The organism is Streptomyces sp. NPDC040405, from assembly GCF_055595765.1.
In genome coordinates this window covers 367,943-384,600 of sequence record NZ_JBVIVI010000001.1, presented here as the reverse complement: position 1 = coordinate 384,600, position 16,658 = coordinate 367,943, and the positions used below count along the sequence as shown (strand labels likewise).

The following is a 16,658-nucleotide window of genomic DNA, read 5'->3' as shown; positions in this document are numbered from 1 at the left end:
AGCGTGGCCCCCTGCTGGGGCTGGAGCGTGGCCCTCTGCTGGGGTTGAAGCGTGGCCCCCTGCTGGGGCTGGGGCCCTGCGCCCTGCCGGGGCTGGAGCGTGGCCCTCTGCCGGGGCTGGGGCCCTGCGCCTCGCCGGGGCTGAAGTCCCGCGCCCTGCCGGGGCTGGAGCCTGGCCCCTCGCCGGGGCTGCGCCTCCTGCTCCCCGCTGGGGCTGAAGCCCCGCACCCCGCCAGGGCTCAAGCCCCGCACCCCGCTGGGGCTTCCCCCACGCATCCCCGCCGGGGCGGACGTGCCGCGCTCCCAGCCCCTCCGGCGTTTGAGGAGCGGGGGCCGGGGCGGGGCCCCGGTTCGGGGAGGGGCGGGGTGGGGAACAAGCCGCCGACAACGGATCGGCCGGGGGCTAGAAGACGCCGCCCTTTACCGTGATCGTGATCTCGCTTCCCTTCGGCGCCTTGTCGCCGCCCGACACCGACTGGTCCTTCACCTCGTCGCTCGGGAAAAGCAGCGGCTTGTCGACCTTCACCGTGAAGCCCGCGTCCTCCAGCTGCTGCCTCGCGTCGTCGGTGTTCTCGCCCGTGACGTCCGGGACCTCGATCATCTGCTGGCCCTTGGAGAGGGTGAGGGTCACCGTGTCGCCCTTGGCGCCCTGGGTGCCTTCGCCGGGGGACTGGGCGGCGATCGTGCCCCGGTCCTCGTCCGAGAAGGCGCGGCGCTCGGCGAATTTGACCTTGAAGCCCGCCTCGCGCAGCTCGGATCGGGCGTCGGACGGGTCGTCGCCGATGAGGTCGGGGATGTCGAGGGGCTCGCCCTTGCTGACCACGAGGTTCACGGCCGTGTCGGGGCGGCGGACGGAGTCCGGGCCGGGGGTGGTGGCGAGCACCGCGTCCTGGGGGGTCTCGTCGCTGAAGCGGCGGGTGACGGTGCCCACCCTCAGCCCCGCGTCGGCGATCTTCGCCTTGGCCTCGGTGAGCGGTCGGCCGACGACATTGGGCACCTCGGCCCGCGGCGGCCCCTGGGAGACGTGGATGGTGACGGTGCCGGTGGAGCGGATGCGCTCGCCGACGCCGGGCTTGCTGCTGATGACCTTGTTCTTGTCGACGACATCGCTGTAATCCTGGACGACCTTGACGTCCAGACCGGCGCTGTGCAGCTTCTTCTCGGCGTCCGGGCGGGTCATCTTCAGCACGGACGGGACGTTGGTGAACTGCCCGGCGCTGATGTACCAGACCCCGGCGCCGATGCCGAGGGCGAGCAGGACGGCGGCGACGATCGTCACCACTCCGCGGCGCGGCATGCGGCGGCGCTGCCGCGGCGGCTCGGGCGGGTCCTGGGGGAGCTCCAGACGGCTGGTGTGCTCCGGGGCGGCAGCGGCGGCCCCGGCGGGGCGCGGGATGACCGTCGTACGGTCTTCGGAGCCGCCGCCGAGGGCCTCCTCGTGGGCCTGCGGCGGTATGGCGTCGAGCTGTGCGTCGGTGAGGGCGGCGCGCGCGTCGCGCACCTGGCCGAGCAGGTCGACGGCGTCGGCGGGGCGCAGGGCGACCTCGCGCGCGGTGGCGGAGGCGACCAGCGCGTCCAGCTCCGGCGCGACCTCGGGCGCGGCGACGGACGGGGGCGGGACGTCCTCGTGGAGGTGCTGGTAGAGGACCTGCGCCGGGGTGCTGCCGCCGTGCGGCTTGGAGCCGGTGAGCATCTCGTAGAGGACCACGCCGCACGCGTAGACGTCGGCGCGGGTGTCGGCCGTACCGTGCTCGATCTGCTCGGGCGCGAGGTAGGACACGGTGCCCAGGACGGACCCGGTGGAGGCGCTGGTGTTGGTGTCCACCGCCCTGACCAGGCCGAAGTCGGCGACCTTGACCCGGCCGTCGTCGCCGATCAGGACGTTCTCCGGCTTCATGTCGCGGTGGACGAAGCCCGCGCGGTGGGCGGCGCCGAGGGCGGCCAGGACCGGTTCCAGGATGTCCAGCGCGGCGCGGGGCTGAAGGGCGCCGCGCTCCCGCAGGACGTCGCGCAGGGTGCACCCGGCGACGTACTCCATGGCGAGGTAGACATGCGCGCCGTCGGTGCCCTGGTCGTAGACGCCGACCACATTGGCGTGCGCGAGTCTGGCGACGGACTTGGCCTCGCGGATGAAGCGGTCCACGAAGGCGGCGTCCGAGGCGAGGCTCTGGTGCATCACCTTCAGGGCGAGGACGCGGTCGAGCCGCGTGTCGACGGCCCGGTAGACCGTCGCCATCCCGCCCACGGCGATGCGCGCCTCGACGCGGTAGCGGCCGTCGAGCACCTGCCCGACAAGGGGGTCTTGGAGCGTCGTATCCACGAGAGTGCAGTCTACGAGCCGTCACCGACACCTCGGACCGGCTGCCCCGATTTCCGATACGCACTGGGACAGAACGGTGACCTCCGTCTCAGTTGTGCGAGGCGGCGGCGAGGGCGGCCAGCTCCTCACACGCGGAGGTCCAGGCCAGGGCGGCGTACTCGGCGTGCTTGGCCTTGGCGTCGTCCGGGAGGTCGAGCGCCCGGATGCCGGTCTCGGCGAGGCGGAGGCGGGTGCCCGCGCCCTCCGGGGTGAGCGTGAACTCGACCACGGTGGACTGGCCGGGCCCGAGCGGGGCGCGATCGGGCGCGTGGGCCAGCCGGAAGCGGAAGAGGGCGTCGGGCACCGCGCGCTCGACCTGGCCGTGGAACTCCCCGTGCTCGTCCCAGCGGAAGCGGACGGTGCCGCCGGGGCGCGGGTCGATCTCGCAGCCGCCGGGGGCGTACCAGGTGCGGATGTGCTCCGGTGTGGTCAGCACCCGCCAGACGCGGTCGGCGGGGGCGGCGACGTAAATCTCACGCTCGATCCGGTCGGCCACGGTCACGGTCACGGCGACCACCTCCGCCTCCCACGGTATGCCGCCCCCGACCGCTCCGTTACGCGAACACGGCCCCGCGAACACGGGCCCCCGCGAACACGGGCCGCCCCGCTACGCGAACGCGGGCCGCTCCGGGTCGAGGGCGGCCAGCCCCTCGGCCGGGGACGACGCCTCGGCGAAGTGGCGGCGGGGGATACGGCCCGCCCGGTGCGCGAGCCGCCCCGCGGCCACCGCGTGCCGCATCGCCCCGGCCATCAGCACCGGCTCCTGGGCCCGCGTCACGGCCGAGGCCAGCATGACCGCCGCGCAGCCCAGCTCCATGGCCAGCGCGGCGTCGGAGGCCGTGCCCGCGCCCGCGTCGAGGATGACCGGAACCTCGGCGCGCTCGGTGATCAGCTGGAAGTTGTGCGGATTGCGGATGCCGAGGCCGGAGCCGATGGGCGAGCCCAGCGGCATGATCGCGGCGCAGCCGACGTCCTCCAGCTTCCGGGCCAGCACCGGATCGTCGTTGGTGTACGGCAGGACCGTGAAGCCGTCGTCCACCAGGGTCTCGGCGGCGTCCAGCGTCTCGATGGGGTCGGGGAGCAGCGTGCGCTCGTCGGCGACGACCTCCAGCTTCACCCAGTCCGTGCCCAGGGCCTCGCGGGCGAGCCGGGCGGTCAGCACGGCCTCCCCGGCGGTGAAGCAGCCCGCGGTGTTGGGCAGCGGGCGGATGCCGTGCCGGTGCAGTACGGACAGCACCGAGCCCTGCACCGTGGGGTCCAGGCGGCGCATCGCGACCGTGGTCAGCTCGGTGCCGGAGGCGATCAGCGAGCGCTCCATGACGTCCAGGCTGGGCGCGCCGCCGGTCCCCATGATCAGGCGGGAGCCGAAGGACGTACCGGCGATGGTGAGCGGATCGGCGGCGCCGGTGTGGGCCTGATCCAGCGTCGTGGGGTGCGTCATGGGGGTCAGCCTCCCTGGACCGCGGTGAGGACCTCGACGCGATCGCCGTCGCCGAGCGGGGTCGCGGGCCACTGGCCGCGCGGGACGACCGTCTCGTTGACGGCCGCGGCGACGCCCGAGGGCGCCTTGGTGAGGGTCGCGACGACCCCGTCGAGGGTGGTGCCGCCGGGCAGCTCGCGGGGCTCGCCGTTCACGGTGACGGTCAGGGTGACGCTCATGCGGTGTGCTCCTGTACTGCGTGCTCGGGAGTCCGGGTGGCCGTGAAGCGGCGCGGGGAGAAGGGCCGCGCCTCGGGCGGGAGTTCGCCGCCGTAAAGCGCCTCGGCCATGGCGTCGCCGGTGATCGGGGTGAGCAGGACGCCGTTGCGGTAGTGGCCGGTGGCCAGATGGAGGCCCGGCAGCTCGGTCGGGCCGAGCAGCGGGGCGTTGTCGGGGGAGCCGGGGCGCAGCCCGGCGCGGGTCTCGACGAGCGGCAGTTCGGTGATGCCGGGCACCAGTTCGTGCGCGTCGCGCAGCAGCTCGTACACCCCGCCCGCGGTGACCGTGGTGTCCCAGCCCATCTCCTCCGTGGTCGCGCCGACGACCAGCTCGCCGTTCTCGCGCGGGACGAGGTAGACGTGCCCGCCGCGCACCACGGCCCGCACGGTCCGGGACAGGAAGGGCGCGTACGGGCCGGGTACGGACAGCCGCAGGACCTGGCCCTTGACGGGGCGTATGGGCGGCAGGACCTCCTCGGGGACGCCCGGGAGCCGCCCGCTGAGGCTGCCCGCGGCCAGTACGGTCTGCTCGGCGGTCAGCCGGGTGCGCGAACCGTCGGCCAGCTCGGCCCCGGTGGCCCGGCCGCCGTCGCCGCTCAGCAGCAGCCGCTCCGCGCGGACGCGGTGAACGGCCACCCCGGCGCGCTCGCACGCCGTCAGCAGCGCCGCCGCCAGCCGCCGCGGGTCCACCTGGTGGTCGCCGTCGACGCGCAGGCCCCCGCGTACGCCCGGCGCGAGCATCGGTTCCAGGCGCCTGCATTCGCGCCCCGTCAGCCACTGCGCGTCCAGCCCGAGCCGCAGCTGGAAGGCGTGCAGCTCCCGCAGATGGGCGCGGTCGTCCGCGTCGAGCGCGACGGAGAGCGTGCCGCAGGTGCGAAAGCCCAGGTCATGGCCGCTCGCCTCGTCCAGCTCCGCCACGAAGGACGGATAGCGGCGCGCCGAGGCCAGGTTCAGCCCGAGCAGGGTCTGCTCGCCGTAGTGCAGCTCGGTGACGGCCGCCAGCATCCCGGCCGCGACCTGCGCGGCCCCGCCGCCGGGCGCCGGGTCGGCGACGGCGGTGCGCAGGCCGCGCTGGGCCGCCCGCCAGGCCGTGACGAGGCCGATGATCCCGCCGCCGATGACCAGGACGTCGTACGGGCCGTCGTCGGTGGGTACTTCACGTGGGGTGTGCATGGGCTGGTCGCCCCCTCCCTTCGCCGGCATGACCCGGATCAGGTTCGTACGGTCGGAGGCCGCGCCAGCCTCCCTCTCAGCCCGGTGCGCCCGGGCTCCCGCGAGTGCTCTGTCCCGCCACCCTAGTACGCGCCCCGAATCGCCCGGAAGGGAGCGCCCCGCGCGGGGCCGGGCACCGGGGGCCCCGCGCCCCGATACGACAGGGCGTCCGGCCCGCCGGGCTGTGCCCGAGATCTCGTCGTGCGCTCTCCGGTCCGCCCCACCTGCCGCAATACAGTGATCGTGTGAGCGATGAGACGACGAAGACGATGGCGTCCTCGGCGGGTGGCGGTGCACAGCGGGTGGTGATCGTCGGCGCGGGCATGGCGGGGGTGCAGACCGCGGTCGCGCTGCGTGAGCAGGGCTGGACCGGGGAGATCCTGCTGCTGGGCGCGGAGCCCCACCAGCCGTACGACCGGCCGCCGCTGTCCAAGGCCGTACTGCTGGGCAAGGCCGAGGGGTCCGCGTTCGACGTGGACTTCGCCGCACTCGGCATCGGGCTGCGCCTCGGCGTTCCCGTGACCGGGCTGGACACGGCCGGGCGGACGGTCGAGACGGGGTCCGGGCCGATCCCGTACGACGTCCTGGTGATCGCCACCGGCGCCGAGCCGATCGCCCTGCCCGGCAGCGAGGGCGTACCGGGAGTCCACCTCCTGCGCACGCTGGACGACGCCGAACGACTGCGCCCGGTGCTCGCCGGGCAGCAGGAGATCGTGGTGGTCGGGGCGGGCTGGATCGGCGCGGAGTTCGCCACCGCGGCCCGCGAGGCGGGCTGCGCGGTGACCGTCGTGGAGGCCGCGGACCGGCCGCTGGCGGGCGCCCTCCCGGCGGAGGTCGCCGCCCACATGACCGGCTGGTACGCGGAGTTCGGCGCCACCCTGGTCACCGGCGCCCGGGTGACCGCGCTCGACCCGAGCGGGCTCCAGCTCGGCGACGGCACCCGGCTGCGGGCCGGTGCCGTGGTCGTCGGCATCGGCGCCCGGCCCGCGACCGGCTGGCTGGCCGGTTCGGGCGTCGAACTCGCCGAGGACCGGTCCGTCGCCGCCGACGAGGGGCTGCGTACCTCGGTGCCGGACGTGTACGCCGTCGGCGACTGCGCGTCCTTCCCCTCCGCCCGCTACGGGACCCGGCTGCTGGTCCACCACTGGGACAACGCGCTCCAGGGGCCGCGGACGGTCGCCGCCAATGTGGTGGGCAGCCGGACCGCGCACTTCCCCGGCCAGGTCTACGACCCGGTGCCCTACTTCTGGTCCGAGCAGTTCGGGCGGTTCGTGCAGTACGTCGGACACCACTCGGACGCCGACGAACTGGTCTGGCGGGGCGACCCGGACGGCGCCGCCTGGTCGGTGTGCTGGCTGCGGGACGGGGCCCTGGTCGCCCTGCTGGCGGTCGGCCGTCCGCGCGATCTGGCCCAGGGCCGCAAGCTGATCGAACGCGGCGCCCGGCTGGACCGGACCCGGGCCACGGATCCGTCGGTGCCGCTGAAGTCGGCCGTTCTGTGACCCCTCGGCACCCCCGGTGAGCAGGGGCGCGGGGCCCGGCGGGACCGGCGGGCCCCGCGCCCGGCGGCCCGCACGGCCGGCGCCCGGCTACCCACTGTCAGTCCCAGATGGCAGGCTTGTTCCGTGACCGAGATTGACGCAAAGATCGATGCTCTCGTACCCGCCTGGCTCACTCTCCCCGACATCGCCGACCGGCTCGGCGTCGAGGTGACCCGCGTGAGGCAGCTGGTCAAGGAGGGCCAGCTGATCGCGGTGCGCCGTGGCGAGAACCGGGTGCTGCAGGTGCCCGAGGACTTCATCGGTGAGGGAAAGGTCGTCAAGGGCCTCGTGGGCACCTTGACACTGCTCAAGGACGACGGCTTCAGCGACGAGGAGATGCTGGAGTGGCTCTTCACCCCTGATCCGACCCTGCCGGGCACCCCGGCTCAGGCGCTGAGCGAGAATCGCGGCACGGAAGTGAAGCGGCGCGCGCAAGCGCTCGCCGTCTGACGCCGCCCGACGTTTCCCGAACCACCACCTGGCGTACGGGCCGGGTCGGCCGCCGTCCCCGACGGCGGCCTCCCGGCCCGTACGCCGCACGACCCTGGGGGAAAGCCACCCGATGACCGCGATGACCGCACGCGAGCAGCTGGCCGACGCCCGCCTCTACCTGTGCACCGACGCGCGCAAGCGCCAGGGCGACCTGCCGGAGTTCCTGGACGCCGTGCTGGCGGCCGGGGTGGACATCGTCCAGCTGCGGGACAAGGGCATGGAGGCCGCCGAGGAGCTGGACCACCTCGCCGTCTTCGCCGACGCCTGCCGCCGCCACGGCAGGCTGCTCGCCGTCAACGACCGGGCGGACGTCGCCCACGCCTCCGGTGCCGGCGTGCTCCACCTGGGCCAGGGCGACCTGCCGGTCCCGGCGGCGCGCGCCCTCCTCGGCGACGGCCCGCTGATCGGCCGCTCCACGCACGCGGAGGCCGAGGTGGACGCGGCGCTCGCCGAGCCCGGCGTGGACTACTTCTGCACCGGCCCCTGCTGGCCCACCCCCACCAAGCCGGGCCGCCATGCCCCCGGTCTCTCCCTGGTCCGTCACGCGGCCGCCCGGCGCCCGGCCCGGCCCTGGTTCGCGATCGGCGGTATCGACGCGTCGAACCTGGATCAGGTGCTGGAGGCGGGAGCGCGCCGCGTCGTCGTGGTGCGGGCCATCACCGAGGCCGCGGACCCGGCGGCGGCGGCGGAAGCCCTGGCGAAGCGCGTGCGAGCAGCAGATGGCCAGCAGGTGTCGGGGTTGAGCCCGGCTTGATCATCCTGTCCGTATTGCGGACAGGATCCTGGCAAACCCCCCATAACCACGTTGCCGGGTGGGCGTCTGCCACCCCGCTGGCTAACCTTCCCGTATGGCCCTAGGCACCGCTTCCACCAGGACTGATCGAGCCCTTACCGTGCGTGACCTGCTCGCGTCGGGTGAGCAATCGTATTCCTTCGAGTTCTTCGCCCCCAAAACGGACAAGGGGCAGCACACGCTGTGGAACGCCATCCGCCGGCTGGAGGCTGTCTCACCGACCTTCGTCTCCGTGACGTACGGCGCGGGTGGCTCCTCCCGTGAGGGCACCGTCCGCGCCACCGAGCAGATCGCGACCGACACCACCCTGACTCCCGTCGCCCACCTGACCGCGGTCAACCACTCCCTCGCCGACCTGCGCAACATCATCGGCCAGTACGCCGGTGCCGGGATCCGGAACATGCTCGCCCTGCGCGGCGACCCGCCCGGGGACCCGATGGCCGACTGGGTCAAGCACCCCGACGGCATCACCTACGCCGCCGAGCTGGTCCGCCTGATCAAGGAGTCCGGGGACTTCTGCGTCGGCGTCGCCGCCTTCCCCGAGATGCACCCGCGCTCGACGGACTGGGACACCGACATCCGGCACTTCGTCGACAAGTGCCGCGCGGGCGCCGACTTCGCGATCACGCAGATGTTCTTCTACCCGGAGGACTATCTGCGGCTGCGCGACCGGGTCGCGGCCTCGGGCTGTACGACGCCGATCATCCCTGAAATCATGCCGGTCACGAACGTCAGGCAGATCGAGAGGTTCGCACAGCTCAGCAACGCCGCCTTCCCGCCGGAGCTGGCCGAACGCATCCTGGCGGTCAAGGACGACGCGGCGGCTGTACGCTCGATCGGGATCGACTACGCGACAGAGCTGTGCGCGCGGTTGATGGCCGAGGAGATCCCCGGGCTTCACTTCATTACCCTGAACCACTCCACGGCGACGCTGGAAATCTACAAGAATCTGGGACTGCACCAGCGGTCCTGATACGGCGGCCGAGGGGCAGCCGCACTGAGAGGGGCGGGCATGGGCTGGACGGTCCTCTACATCGCTTTCGGCGTCGTGGCGCTGTGGCTGTTGGGAGAGGTACTCCTGCAGTACAAGGCGCGGCTGCGCTGGCGGCTGCTGGCCTTCGTCGGCTTTCTGGGCGTCGTCGTCGGGGTGCTGATCCCGTCCGTGGTGGTGATCGCGATCGGCGCGATCGCCTTCGCGGCCGGTCAGACCTACGTCACGCTGTCCTTCCGCCGCGGCTTCGAGATGGGCTGGGCGCTGGACGGCGTACCCGGGCTGCCGGGGCTGGGCCGCGGGCGCGAGCGCGGCCCCGGGCCGGACGGCCCGGAGCCCGAGCCGATGCTGCAGGTGTCGGATCTGGAGGACGTCCCGGTCTCGCGGCCCGAGCCGCCCACCTACCGGCCGGAGCCGATGCCGGACGACACCAGCGAGTACGGCGTCTACGAGGAGCCGTCCCCGTTCACCCCCGCCTCCGGCGCCTACCCGGACCCGAACGCCGGGTACAGCGCGTACGAGACGTACGCCGGGTACGGCGCGCAGGACGGCCAGGGCGGCCAGGCCATGCCGGGACAGGCCATGCCGGGACAGGACATGCCGGGGCAGGGCGTTCCCGGCCAGGGCTATGACGTGGGCTACGGCCAGCAGCAGGACGTGTACGCGGACGCCTCGCAGTACGGCTACCAGGACCAGGCGTACGCGTCGTACGCCCAGGACCCGTACGCCGCTTCCTACGACCAGCAGCCCTACGGCCAGCAGGACCCCTACGCGCAGCAGCAGTACGCCGACCCGTACGCGGGCTACCAGCAGGATCCGTACGCCGCCGGTGGGTACGGCGGCGACCACTACGCGGCGGACGCCTCGTACGGCTCGCCGCAGCAGTACGCCCCGGGCGCCGACGCCATGGAGCCCGGCGGCCCCTGGGTCCCGCAGCAGCGCGAGGGCGACATCCCGCCCGGCCAGCAGCAGGACCAGCCGCCGTACCCCTACCAGCAGCCGGGCTTCCAGCAGGGGTACGACGAGCAGTACCGCTTCTAGGGATGTCCGCGCAGTCCCGTCGTGCCCGCGACGCCTGGCGTGCTCCCCCGGCTACCGCCGGGAGGTCTCCCCTGACGCCGCGGGCTGATCCAACGCGACGTTGCGGACACCCCCTGGTACCCGGCCCGCGCTTCTGACGCGGGCCGGGTTGGCGCCGCCTACTGGGAGCCGCGCCAGTCCTGGCCCTCGACGATCAGGCCCGCCACCAGCGCGCCCGACATTCCGGCATGGGCCAGCCCGCCGCCCGGGTGGGACCAGCCGCCCGCCAGATAGAGGCCCGGGAGCCGGGTGAGGTTGGCCGGGCGCAGATACCGGCCCTCGGCCCCGGCCAGCGCCGGGCCCGGCACGGAGCCGTCCGCGACACCGGTGGCGGCGGCGGTGTCGCGCGGGGTGCGGACCTCGCGCCACAGGATCCGCTCCCGCAGCCCCGGTACGGCCGCTTCGGCGGCCGTGATCAGCCGGTCCGCGCCCTGCTCGGCGGCCTCCCCGCCGGTCCAGTCGACGGGGCCGTGGGGGGCGACGACCGCGCTGAGGGTGACGGCCTCGTGGCCGTCGTCGGGGCGGGTCGCGGGGTCGTCCGGGCGCAGCACGGTCACCGTCGGGCGCGGGCAGGGCTCGTGCGGGCCATGGCCGTCGCCCGCACCGAAGACAGCGGTCAGCTCCGCCTCGCGGTCCGGGGTGTGCACCACGGTCCGGTGCACCGCGTCGTCGGGGCGGCCGCCCCGCAGCGCCAGGAAGACCGTGAGACGGCCGGGCGGGCCGCTGCCGGGCCCCGGCCCGGGCCGCACGTCCTCGCTCTCCCGCCATGGCTCCTGGCCGCCGAGCAGGGCGGGCAGCAGCGCCGGGGCGATGCCCGCGACCACCATGTCCGCCTCGGCGACCGTGCCGTCGGCCAGCTCGACGCCCGCCGCCCGGCCGTCCTTCTCGATGATGCCGGTGACCTCCGCCTCGAAGCGGAACTCCACCTTTCGCTTGCCGCAGCGCTCGTACAGCGCGTCGGCGAGCGCCCGCATGCCGCCGCCGACGTACCAGGTGCCGAAGGTCTGCTCCAGATAGGGCAGCACGGTGGCGCTCGCGGGGGCGGTGCGCGGGTCCAGGCCGTGGGCGAGCGCATGGCTCTCCAGCAGGGCGGCGGCCCGCGGATCCGCCAGCTCGCGCCGCGCCACCTCAGCCAGGGTGGGCACCCGCGGACGGCCACCGCCGCGCGCGAAGAGCCCGCCGAACCAGCCGCGCCGCGCGGGGGCGGCCGCCGGATACGGATCGCTGCCCAGCACCCGCCAGTCGGTGCGCAGCGGCTCCTCCAGCAGCGGTCTGCGAGTGGCGTCCCACGCCTCGCGCGCCCGGTTGACCACATCGCTCCAGCGCTCGCCCGCGCCCGCGCCGAAGGCGTCGTCCAGCGCCTGGAGCACTCCGGCGCGGGAGGCGTTGGGCAGCGCCACGTCCGTGCCGTCGGCGAAGAGATGCCGCCTCGCCGGATCGACCTGGGTGAGCGGAACGGTCTGCTCCAGGCTCTCCTTGCCGGTCTTCAGGAACAGGTCCCGGTAGACGGCGGGCAGCTGCAGCAGCCCCGGGCCCGTGTCGAAGCGGAAGCCGTCCCGCTCGAACAGCCCGACGCCGCCGCCATGGGTCCGCCCGCGCTCGTACACCACCACCCGGTGGCCCGCGACGGCCAGCCGGGCGGCGGCCGCCATGGCGCCCATCCCAGCGCCGATCATCGCAATCCGTGCCATGCCAGTGACTGTATCCGGCCCCACCGACAGCCCCGCGCTCGTCCCCGGGCGAACCCTGGGCATGTGCGCGCCGACTGAGTACCCGTACTCAGTCGGCGAGATGAGTAGGCGCGCGGATGGGCGACCGCCCCCGCGGACGAGAGAGTGGAGCACACGGAAGGGACGCGGTCCGGACCGCCGACACGGGGCGGCGGTACGGCACGGCTGACCGTCCGGACGGGGGAGCCGCCGGGGAATACGCCCCGGGGGCTCTCACGGGGGAAAACGGGGGAAAGTACGGGGGAAAACGGGGGAGTACGGGGGGAGGCGCTGTTCCGAGGCGGGTCGATGGGGGTCGAACCGCTCCGGAACAGCGCCTTCTGTTCTGTGCGGGCGCCCGTCCCGCGGCACCTGCCGCACGGCGGCGTCAGCCCGAAGCCGGAGCCTCCTTGACCAGGGCTCCGCCCACCCGCCCCTGCAACAGCCGGGACAGGGCGGCGTGGACGTCGTCCAGCGACCGCTCCGGCTGGTAGGACTGCCAGTCGAGCGCGGCCACCAGCACCATCCCGAACAGCGCCGAGGCCGTCAGCGGGATGTCGATGTCGTCGCTCAGCTCCCGCGCCGCCACCCCGGCCCGCAGCTCGGTCTCGATCACCGCTATGGCCTGCTGCCTGACCATCATCAGGGTCGACTGCCAGGCCCGGTTGGTGCGCCACAGCTCGGCCACGTACAGCTGGGTCAGGGCCGGATAGCGGGAGATGAAGTGCAGCCCGGCCCGGACCATGGCGTCCAGCGCGTCCACATGGCTGCCGCCGCGCTCGGCGTTCTCGTCGGCGGCGCTCTGGAGCGAGGCGGTCAGCAGCTCGACGCCGTGCCGCAGCAGCTCCTCGAAGAGCACGGTCTTCGACGCGAAGTTGTAGTAGACCGTGCCCTTGGCCACCCCCGCCCGCTCGGCGATCTCGTCCACGGTGGTCGAGGAGAATCCCTGTTCGGCGATGAGGGTGACCGCTGCCTCGAAGAGTTTCTGCCGGGTGCCCTGACGGCGTGTGCTGCTGCTGTCCATGGCGCCGATTCTGCACGCTGCCGGAGTGGTCCCGCTCACAGGGCGCTCACAGTCCCGGCGCTCACCGTCCCGGCGCTCACCGTCCCGGCGCTCATAGGGACAGCTCGGGGTGCAGCCGGTCGACGGACCATACCTGCCTGCGCCGTGCCGACCACGTGGTGAGCGCGAGCGCGGCCACGCCGAAGCCGGACAGCACCCCGCACGCGACCCACACCGGGCCGAGCCCGCCGCCCGAGATGAGCCGCCGCAGGCCGTCCACGACGTAGCTCATCGGCAGGAAGGGGTGGATGGCCTGGAAGAACCCGGGGCTGGTCTGCACCGGGTAGGTGCCGCCCGCCGAGGTCAGCTGGAGCATCAGCAGCGCCAGTACGAGGATCCGCCCGGCCGGTCCGAAGCGGGCGTTCAGCCACTGCACGATCGCCGCGAAACAGGCGGCCACCAGCGCCAGGAAGCCGACTGTGCCCGCGGCCCGCACCATCTCCAGCCCCACCGCCCAGTGCAGTACGGCCATCAGCGCCACCGTCTGGAGCGCGCCGATCGCCGCGACCGGCAGCCATCCGGCGAGCGCGACGCGCCAGGAGGGGGCTCCGGCGGCGACCGCCCGGCCGTTGAGCGGCGGGATCAGCATGTAGGCCACCATCGCGCCGACCCACAGGGACAGCGGGATGAAGTACGGGGCGAAACCGGTGCCGTAGTTGGGTGCCTTGTGCAGCGCCTGGTTGACGAGCTGGACGGGGTCCGCCATCACCCCCGTACGGGCGTCCCGGTCGTGCTTGTCGTACGCGGGGATCTTCGCGGCGCCGTCGTGCAGCCCGCCGGAGAGCGTGCCGGAGCCGTCGGACAGCTTGACCAGACCGCCCTTCAGGGAGGCCGACCCGGTGCGCAGCTTTCCGACGCCGCTGTCGAGGGTGGACGCTGCGCCGTGGGCGGTGGTAAGCCCGGTGTGCAGCTTGCCCGCGCCCTTGGCGACCTTGTGCGCCCCGGAGTTGAGGGCGTTGACCTTGGTGACCGCGGAGTCGAGGTCGGTCCCCAGGTGCGGGGCGTTGTCGGCGAGCAGGACCGCCTTGTCGTGCAGATCGTTCAAGTCGTCGGTGAGAGTGCCGAGTTGCCCGGTGTTGTCCTTGACGAGCCGGTTGACGTCCTCGGCCACATCGGCGGCGCGGCCGGCCGCCCGTACGGCCTTCTTCAGCGCCGGGCAGTCGGGTGCGGTGGCGACGGGCCCGTCGCAGCGGGTCCGGTAGTCGGCGGCGAGGTCGTCGGACGCCTGACGGGCGTCGGTGGCGGCACTGGAGGCCGCGTCGGGGAGGTCGTCCAGGCCGTCGGACGCCCGCTGGGAGGCGTCCGCGACCAGCCGGGCGACGTCGCCGATCTCCTTGCCGTGCTTCTTGAGGAACGGACCGGCCTTCTCCGCCACGTCGTTCACCGTGTCGGACAGGGTCTGGGTGCCGTCGGCGACACCGCCCGCGCCGGTGTCCAGCGTCCCGGCGCCCTTGTTGAGCTTGCCCAGCCCGGAGTTCAGGCCGTGGGTGCCCTTCTTCGCCGTGCCCAGCCCCTTGGCCAGGGTGCCCGCGGCCTTCCGGGCCTTGCCGATGCCCCGGCCCAGCTCGTCGGCGCCCTCGGCGGCCTTCTCGGTCCGGCCGTGGAGGTCCGCGAAGGAGACGAAGATGTTGTCGTAGAAGCCCCGGGACGCCTTGGTGGAGGCCGCCGCGCGCACCTCGGAGAAGACGCTGCGGGAGATCTGGCCGACGATGTAGTTGTTGGCGTCGTTGGTGCGCACCCTCAGAGCACCGGTCTCCGGGCTCCCGCCGGAGCTGGAGGCGATCCGCTTGCTGAAGTCCTCGGGCACGGTCAGCGACAGGTAGTACGTGCCGTTCTCGACGCCCTCGCGCGCCTCGGCGGCGCTGGTGCGGTGCCAGTCGAAGGTCTTGCTGTCGAGCAGCTTCCCGGTGAGGTCGTCGCCCGCGGTGAGGTGCTTGCCCTTCGCGGTGGCGCCGCTGTCGGAGTTGACGAGCGCCACCGGGATCTTGTCGAGCTTGCCGTACGGATCCCAGAAGGACCACAGATAGAGCGCGCCGTACAGCAGGGGCAGCAGGAGCAGGGCGGCGAGCGCCGCCCGGGGCAGCTTCCCCCTGCCGAACCGCTTCAGCTCAAGCGCGGCCAGTTTCGGCGAGCGCATCCGCCGCCCCCTCCTCGTCGTCCTGGGTGTCGTCCTGGGTGTCGTCGGGCGTGTCCGCGGCCGTGGACACCACTACGGCGTCCTCCGGGGCCTGGCTGCACACCGCGAGGACCGTGACGCCGCTCTCCGCGATTCCCCGCAGCAGCGCCCAGGCCCGTTCGCGCTCGGCATCGACAAGCTTCAGGTCGGTGTCGTCCACGGCCAGCAGCCGCGGCCGGGAGATCAGCGCGAGCGCCACCGACAGCCGCAGCGCCTCCAGCCGCTCCAGGTCCCGTACGGCCGTACGCGCCCCCTTGGGCAGCGCCTCCACGTCGAGCCCCGCCGCCGTGAGGGCCGCCTCGATCGCGGCCCGGGAGGCGGCGGTGCGCTCCCGGCGCGGCCGCAGCAGCCCGCGCGGCGAGTCCCCGAACCGGCGCTGGAGCAGGGCCCGCTCGCGCAGATGCTCGGCGACCGTCAGCGCCGGTTCGAGTTCGCTGACACCGGGCACATGGGCGAGCGCGCTGATCCGGCGTATCCGGCGCATCTGCCGGGGGACCCGGAAGCCGCCGACGGCCGCCTCCCCGGAGGTGGGGCGCATCCGGCCGGTGAGGGTGAGCAGCAGACAGGTGCGGCCGGAGCCCGAGGGACCCTCGACCGCGATCAGCGCGCCGGGGTCCGCGGCGACGCCGACATCGCGATACGCCCAGCCGTGTGAGCCCTTGACGCCGAGCCCGTCGGCCGTCACCGCCGCTCCGGCGACCCCGTCCGGGGTGCCCGTCACGAGAACCACTCCCTGTGTGCGTCAGCTGTGTGAATCATCAATTTTTTGAACTGACCAGTCAGTTCAAATTCAGTATGGGGGATCGCGGAACGACGCCCGCGCCGGGGGCCGGGCCGGAGGGGAAAGGCGCAGGTCAGGGCCGATTGTCAGTGGGGGGTCCCACGATGGGTCCATACGGCGGTCGCTGTGTCACACGGCCCGGCCGCCACGCGACGACAGGAGGTTCGTCATGGCCAGTACCGCCGCAGAGCGCCGGCACCGTGCCGCCGCCCCTGCCCCTACCCCTGCCCCTTCGTCGACTGGCCCCGCGAGCGATGTCCACCCCGTGCTGCGCCGCTCCGCGGCCCCGCCCGCCGCACTCGACCTGCTCACCCAGGCCCACCAGGGGCTGGAGGAGGCCGCCGCGCTGGAGACCGCGAACGAGCGATTTGCCACCGCACATCTGGCGGCCCTGCGCACGGCGGCCGCCGTGCTCGCCGCGCGGGGCCGCCCCGAGACCACGGCCCGGCGCCGCGCCCGGATCCGCAGCACCTGGGAAGTGCTCCCGGAGGTCGCCCCCGAACTGACCGAGTGGAGCGCCCTGTTCGCCTCCGGCGCCGAGCGCCGGGCCCGCGCCGAGGCCGGTATACAGGGCGCGGCCAGCTGCCGTGACGCGGACGATCTGCTGCGCGCCGCCGCCATGTTCCTGCGGCTGGTGGAGCGGATGCTGGTGCTCCAGCCCGCGCTGCCCCGGCAGGCCCCGCCGACGGACGGGGAGCCGGGCCGCTGAAACCACCGCGGGACCGGCCCGGGCTCCGGAGGCAATAGGCTGGTAGCGACGTCAGT

Annotated in this window: 15 protein-coding genes and 1 riboswitch; of the genes, 6 read left to right on the top strand and 9 right to left on the bottom strand. The window is 73.7% G+C overall.

Annotation, left to right across the window (positions count from 1 at the left end; translation table 11 throughout):
- Positions 1 to 402: 402 nt before the first annotated feature.
- From pknB to thiO, 5 genes are all read right to left on the bottom strand, one after another.
- Positions 403 to 2,319: a Stk1 family PASTA domain-containing Ser/Thr kinase gene (pknB, locus tag ACZ59A_RS01775; RefSeq protein WP_470952168.1), complete on the bottom strand. Its 1,917-nt coding sequence runs from the start codon at positions 2,317 to 2,319 to the stop codon at positions 403 to 405.
- An 88-nt stretch (positions 2,320 to 2,407) separates the two neighbouring features.
- A complete protein-coding gene (locus tag ACZ59A_RS01770; protein WP_468041653.1) occupies positions 2,408 to 2,866 on the bottom strand; it encodes an SRPBCC domain-containing protein in 459 nt (152 codons plus the stop codon).
- Positions 2,867 to 2,965: 99 nt separating this feature from the next.
- Positions 2,966 to 3,799, bottom strand: coding sequence for a thiazole synthase (locus tag ACZ59A_RS01765; RefSeq protein ID WP_470952164.1), 834 nt, complete (start codon positions 3,797 to 3,799; stop codon positions 2,966 to 2,968).
- A gap of 5 nt (positions 3,800 to 3,804) precedes the next feature.
- On the bottom strand, positions 3,805 to 4,017 hold the full coding sequence (thiS, locus tag ACZ59A_RS01760) for a sulfur carrier protein ThiS (protein WP_468041655.1): 213 nt from the start codon (positions 4,015 to 4,017) through the stop codon (positions 3,805 to 3,807).
- Positions 4,014 to 5,228, bottom strand: coding sequence for a glycine oxidase ThiO (gene thiO, locus ACZ59A_RS01755; RefSeq protein ID WP_470952161.1), 1,215 nt, complete (start codon positions 5,226 to 5,228; stop codon positions 4,014 to 4,016). The genes thiS and thiO overlap by 4 nt, the downstream gene beginning before the upstream one ends.
- A riboswitch (TPP riboswitch) is annotated at positions 5,227 to 5,340 on the bottom strand. It overlaps the preceding gene by 2 nt.
- Before the next feature lie 196 nt (positions 5,341 to 5,536).
- Here thiO and ACZ59A_RS01750 point away from each other — a divergent pair.
- The 5 genes from ACZ59A_RS01750 (at position 5,537) to ACZ59A_RS01730 (ending at position 10,125) form a co-directional block, all read left to right on the top strand.
- Complete coding sequence (locus ACZ59A_RS01750; RefSeq protein ID WP_468042502.1) at positions 5,537 to 6,769, top strand: NAD(P)/FAD-dependent oxidoreductase; 1,233 nt, start codon at positions 5,537 to 5,539, stop codon at positions 6,767 to 6,769.
- Positions 6,770 to 6,892: 123 nt separating this feature from the next.
- Complete coding sequence (locus ACZ59A_RS01745; RefSeq protein ID WP_468041658.1) at positions 6,893 to 7,258, top strand: Rv2175c family DNA-binding protein; 366 nt, start codon at positions 6,893 to 6,895, stop codon at positions 7,256 to 7,258.
- A 112-nt stretch (positions 7,259 to 7,370) separates the two neighbouring features.
- Positions 7,371 to 8,054 carry a thiamine phosphate synthase gene (thiE, locus tag ACZ59A_RS01740; protein WP_470952157.1) on the top strand — a complete coding sequence of 228 codons (684 nt, stop codon included), beginning with the start codon at positions 7,371 to 7,373 and terminating at the stop codon, positions 8,052 to 8,054.
- A gap of 94 nt (positions 8,055 to 8,148) precedes the next feature.
- On the top strand, positions 8,149 to 9,066 hold the full coding sequence (gene metF / locus ACZ59A_RS01735; protein WP_470952154.1) for a methylenetetrahydrofolate reductase [NAD(P)H]: 918 nt from the start codon (positions 8,149 to 8,151) through the stop codon (positions 9,064 to 9,066).
- A 39-nt stretch (positions 9,067 to 9,105) separates the two neighbouring features.
- A complete protein-coding gene (locus tag ACZ59A_RS01730) occupies positions 9,106 to 10,125 on the top strand; it encodes a hypothetical protein (protein WP_470952152.1) in 1,020 nt (339 codons plus the stop codon).
- Between the two features lie 158 nt (positions 10,126 to 10,283).
- Here ACZ59A_RS01730 and ACZ59A_RS01725 read toward each other — a convergent pair whose 3' ends face one another.
- From ACZ59A_RS01725 to ACZ59A_RS01710, 4 genes are all read right to left on the bottom strand, one after another.
- On the bottom strand, positions 10,284 to 11,855 hold the full coding sequence (locus tag ACZ59A_RS01725; RefSeq protein WP_470952151.1) for a phytoene desaturase family protein: 1,572 nt from the start codon (positions 11,853 to 11,855) through the stop codon (positions 10,284 to 10,286).
- Between the two features lie 406 nt (positions 11,856 to 12,261).
- Positions 12,262 to 12,897 (bottom strand): TetR/AcrR family transcriptional regulator, encoded by a 636-nt coding sequence (locus ACZ59A_RS01720; RefSeq protein WP_398300875.1) that lies wholly within the window; start codon positions 12,895 to 12,897, stop codon positions 12,262 to 12,264.
- A 91-nt stretch (positions 12,898 to 12,988) separates the two neighbouring features.
- Positions 12,989 to 15,073 (bottom strand): YhgE/Pip family protein, encoded by a 2,085-nt coding sequence (locus tag ACZ59A_RS01715; RefSeq protein ID WP_470952149.1) that lies wholly within the window; start codon positions 15,071 to 15,073, stop codon positions 12,989 to 12,991.
- Positions 15,045 to 15,842 carry an ATP-binding cassette domain-containing protein gene (locus ACZ59A_RS01710; RefSeq protein WP_470952146.1) on the bottom strand — a complete coding sequence of 266 codons (798 nt, stop codon included), beginning with the start codon at positions 15,840 to 15,842 and terminating at the stop codon, positions 15,045 to 15,047. Before ACZ59A_RS01710 ends, ACZ59A_RS01715 begins: the two co-directional genes overlap by 29 nt.
- 220 nt (positions 15,843 to 16,062) lie before the next feature.
- On the opposite strand from ACZ59A_RS01710, the gene ACZ59A_RS01705 reads away from it, so the two are divergent.
- The gene (locus ACZ59A_RS01705) at positions 16,063 to 16,602 is read left to right on the top strand and encodes an SAV_6107 family HEPN domain-containing protein (protein ID WP_470952145.1); all 540 of its coding nucleotides are present in this window, start codon (positions 16,063 to 16,065) and stop codon (positions 16,600 to 16,602) included.
- Positions 16,603 to 16,658 lie beyond the last annotated feature (56 nt).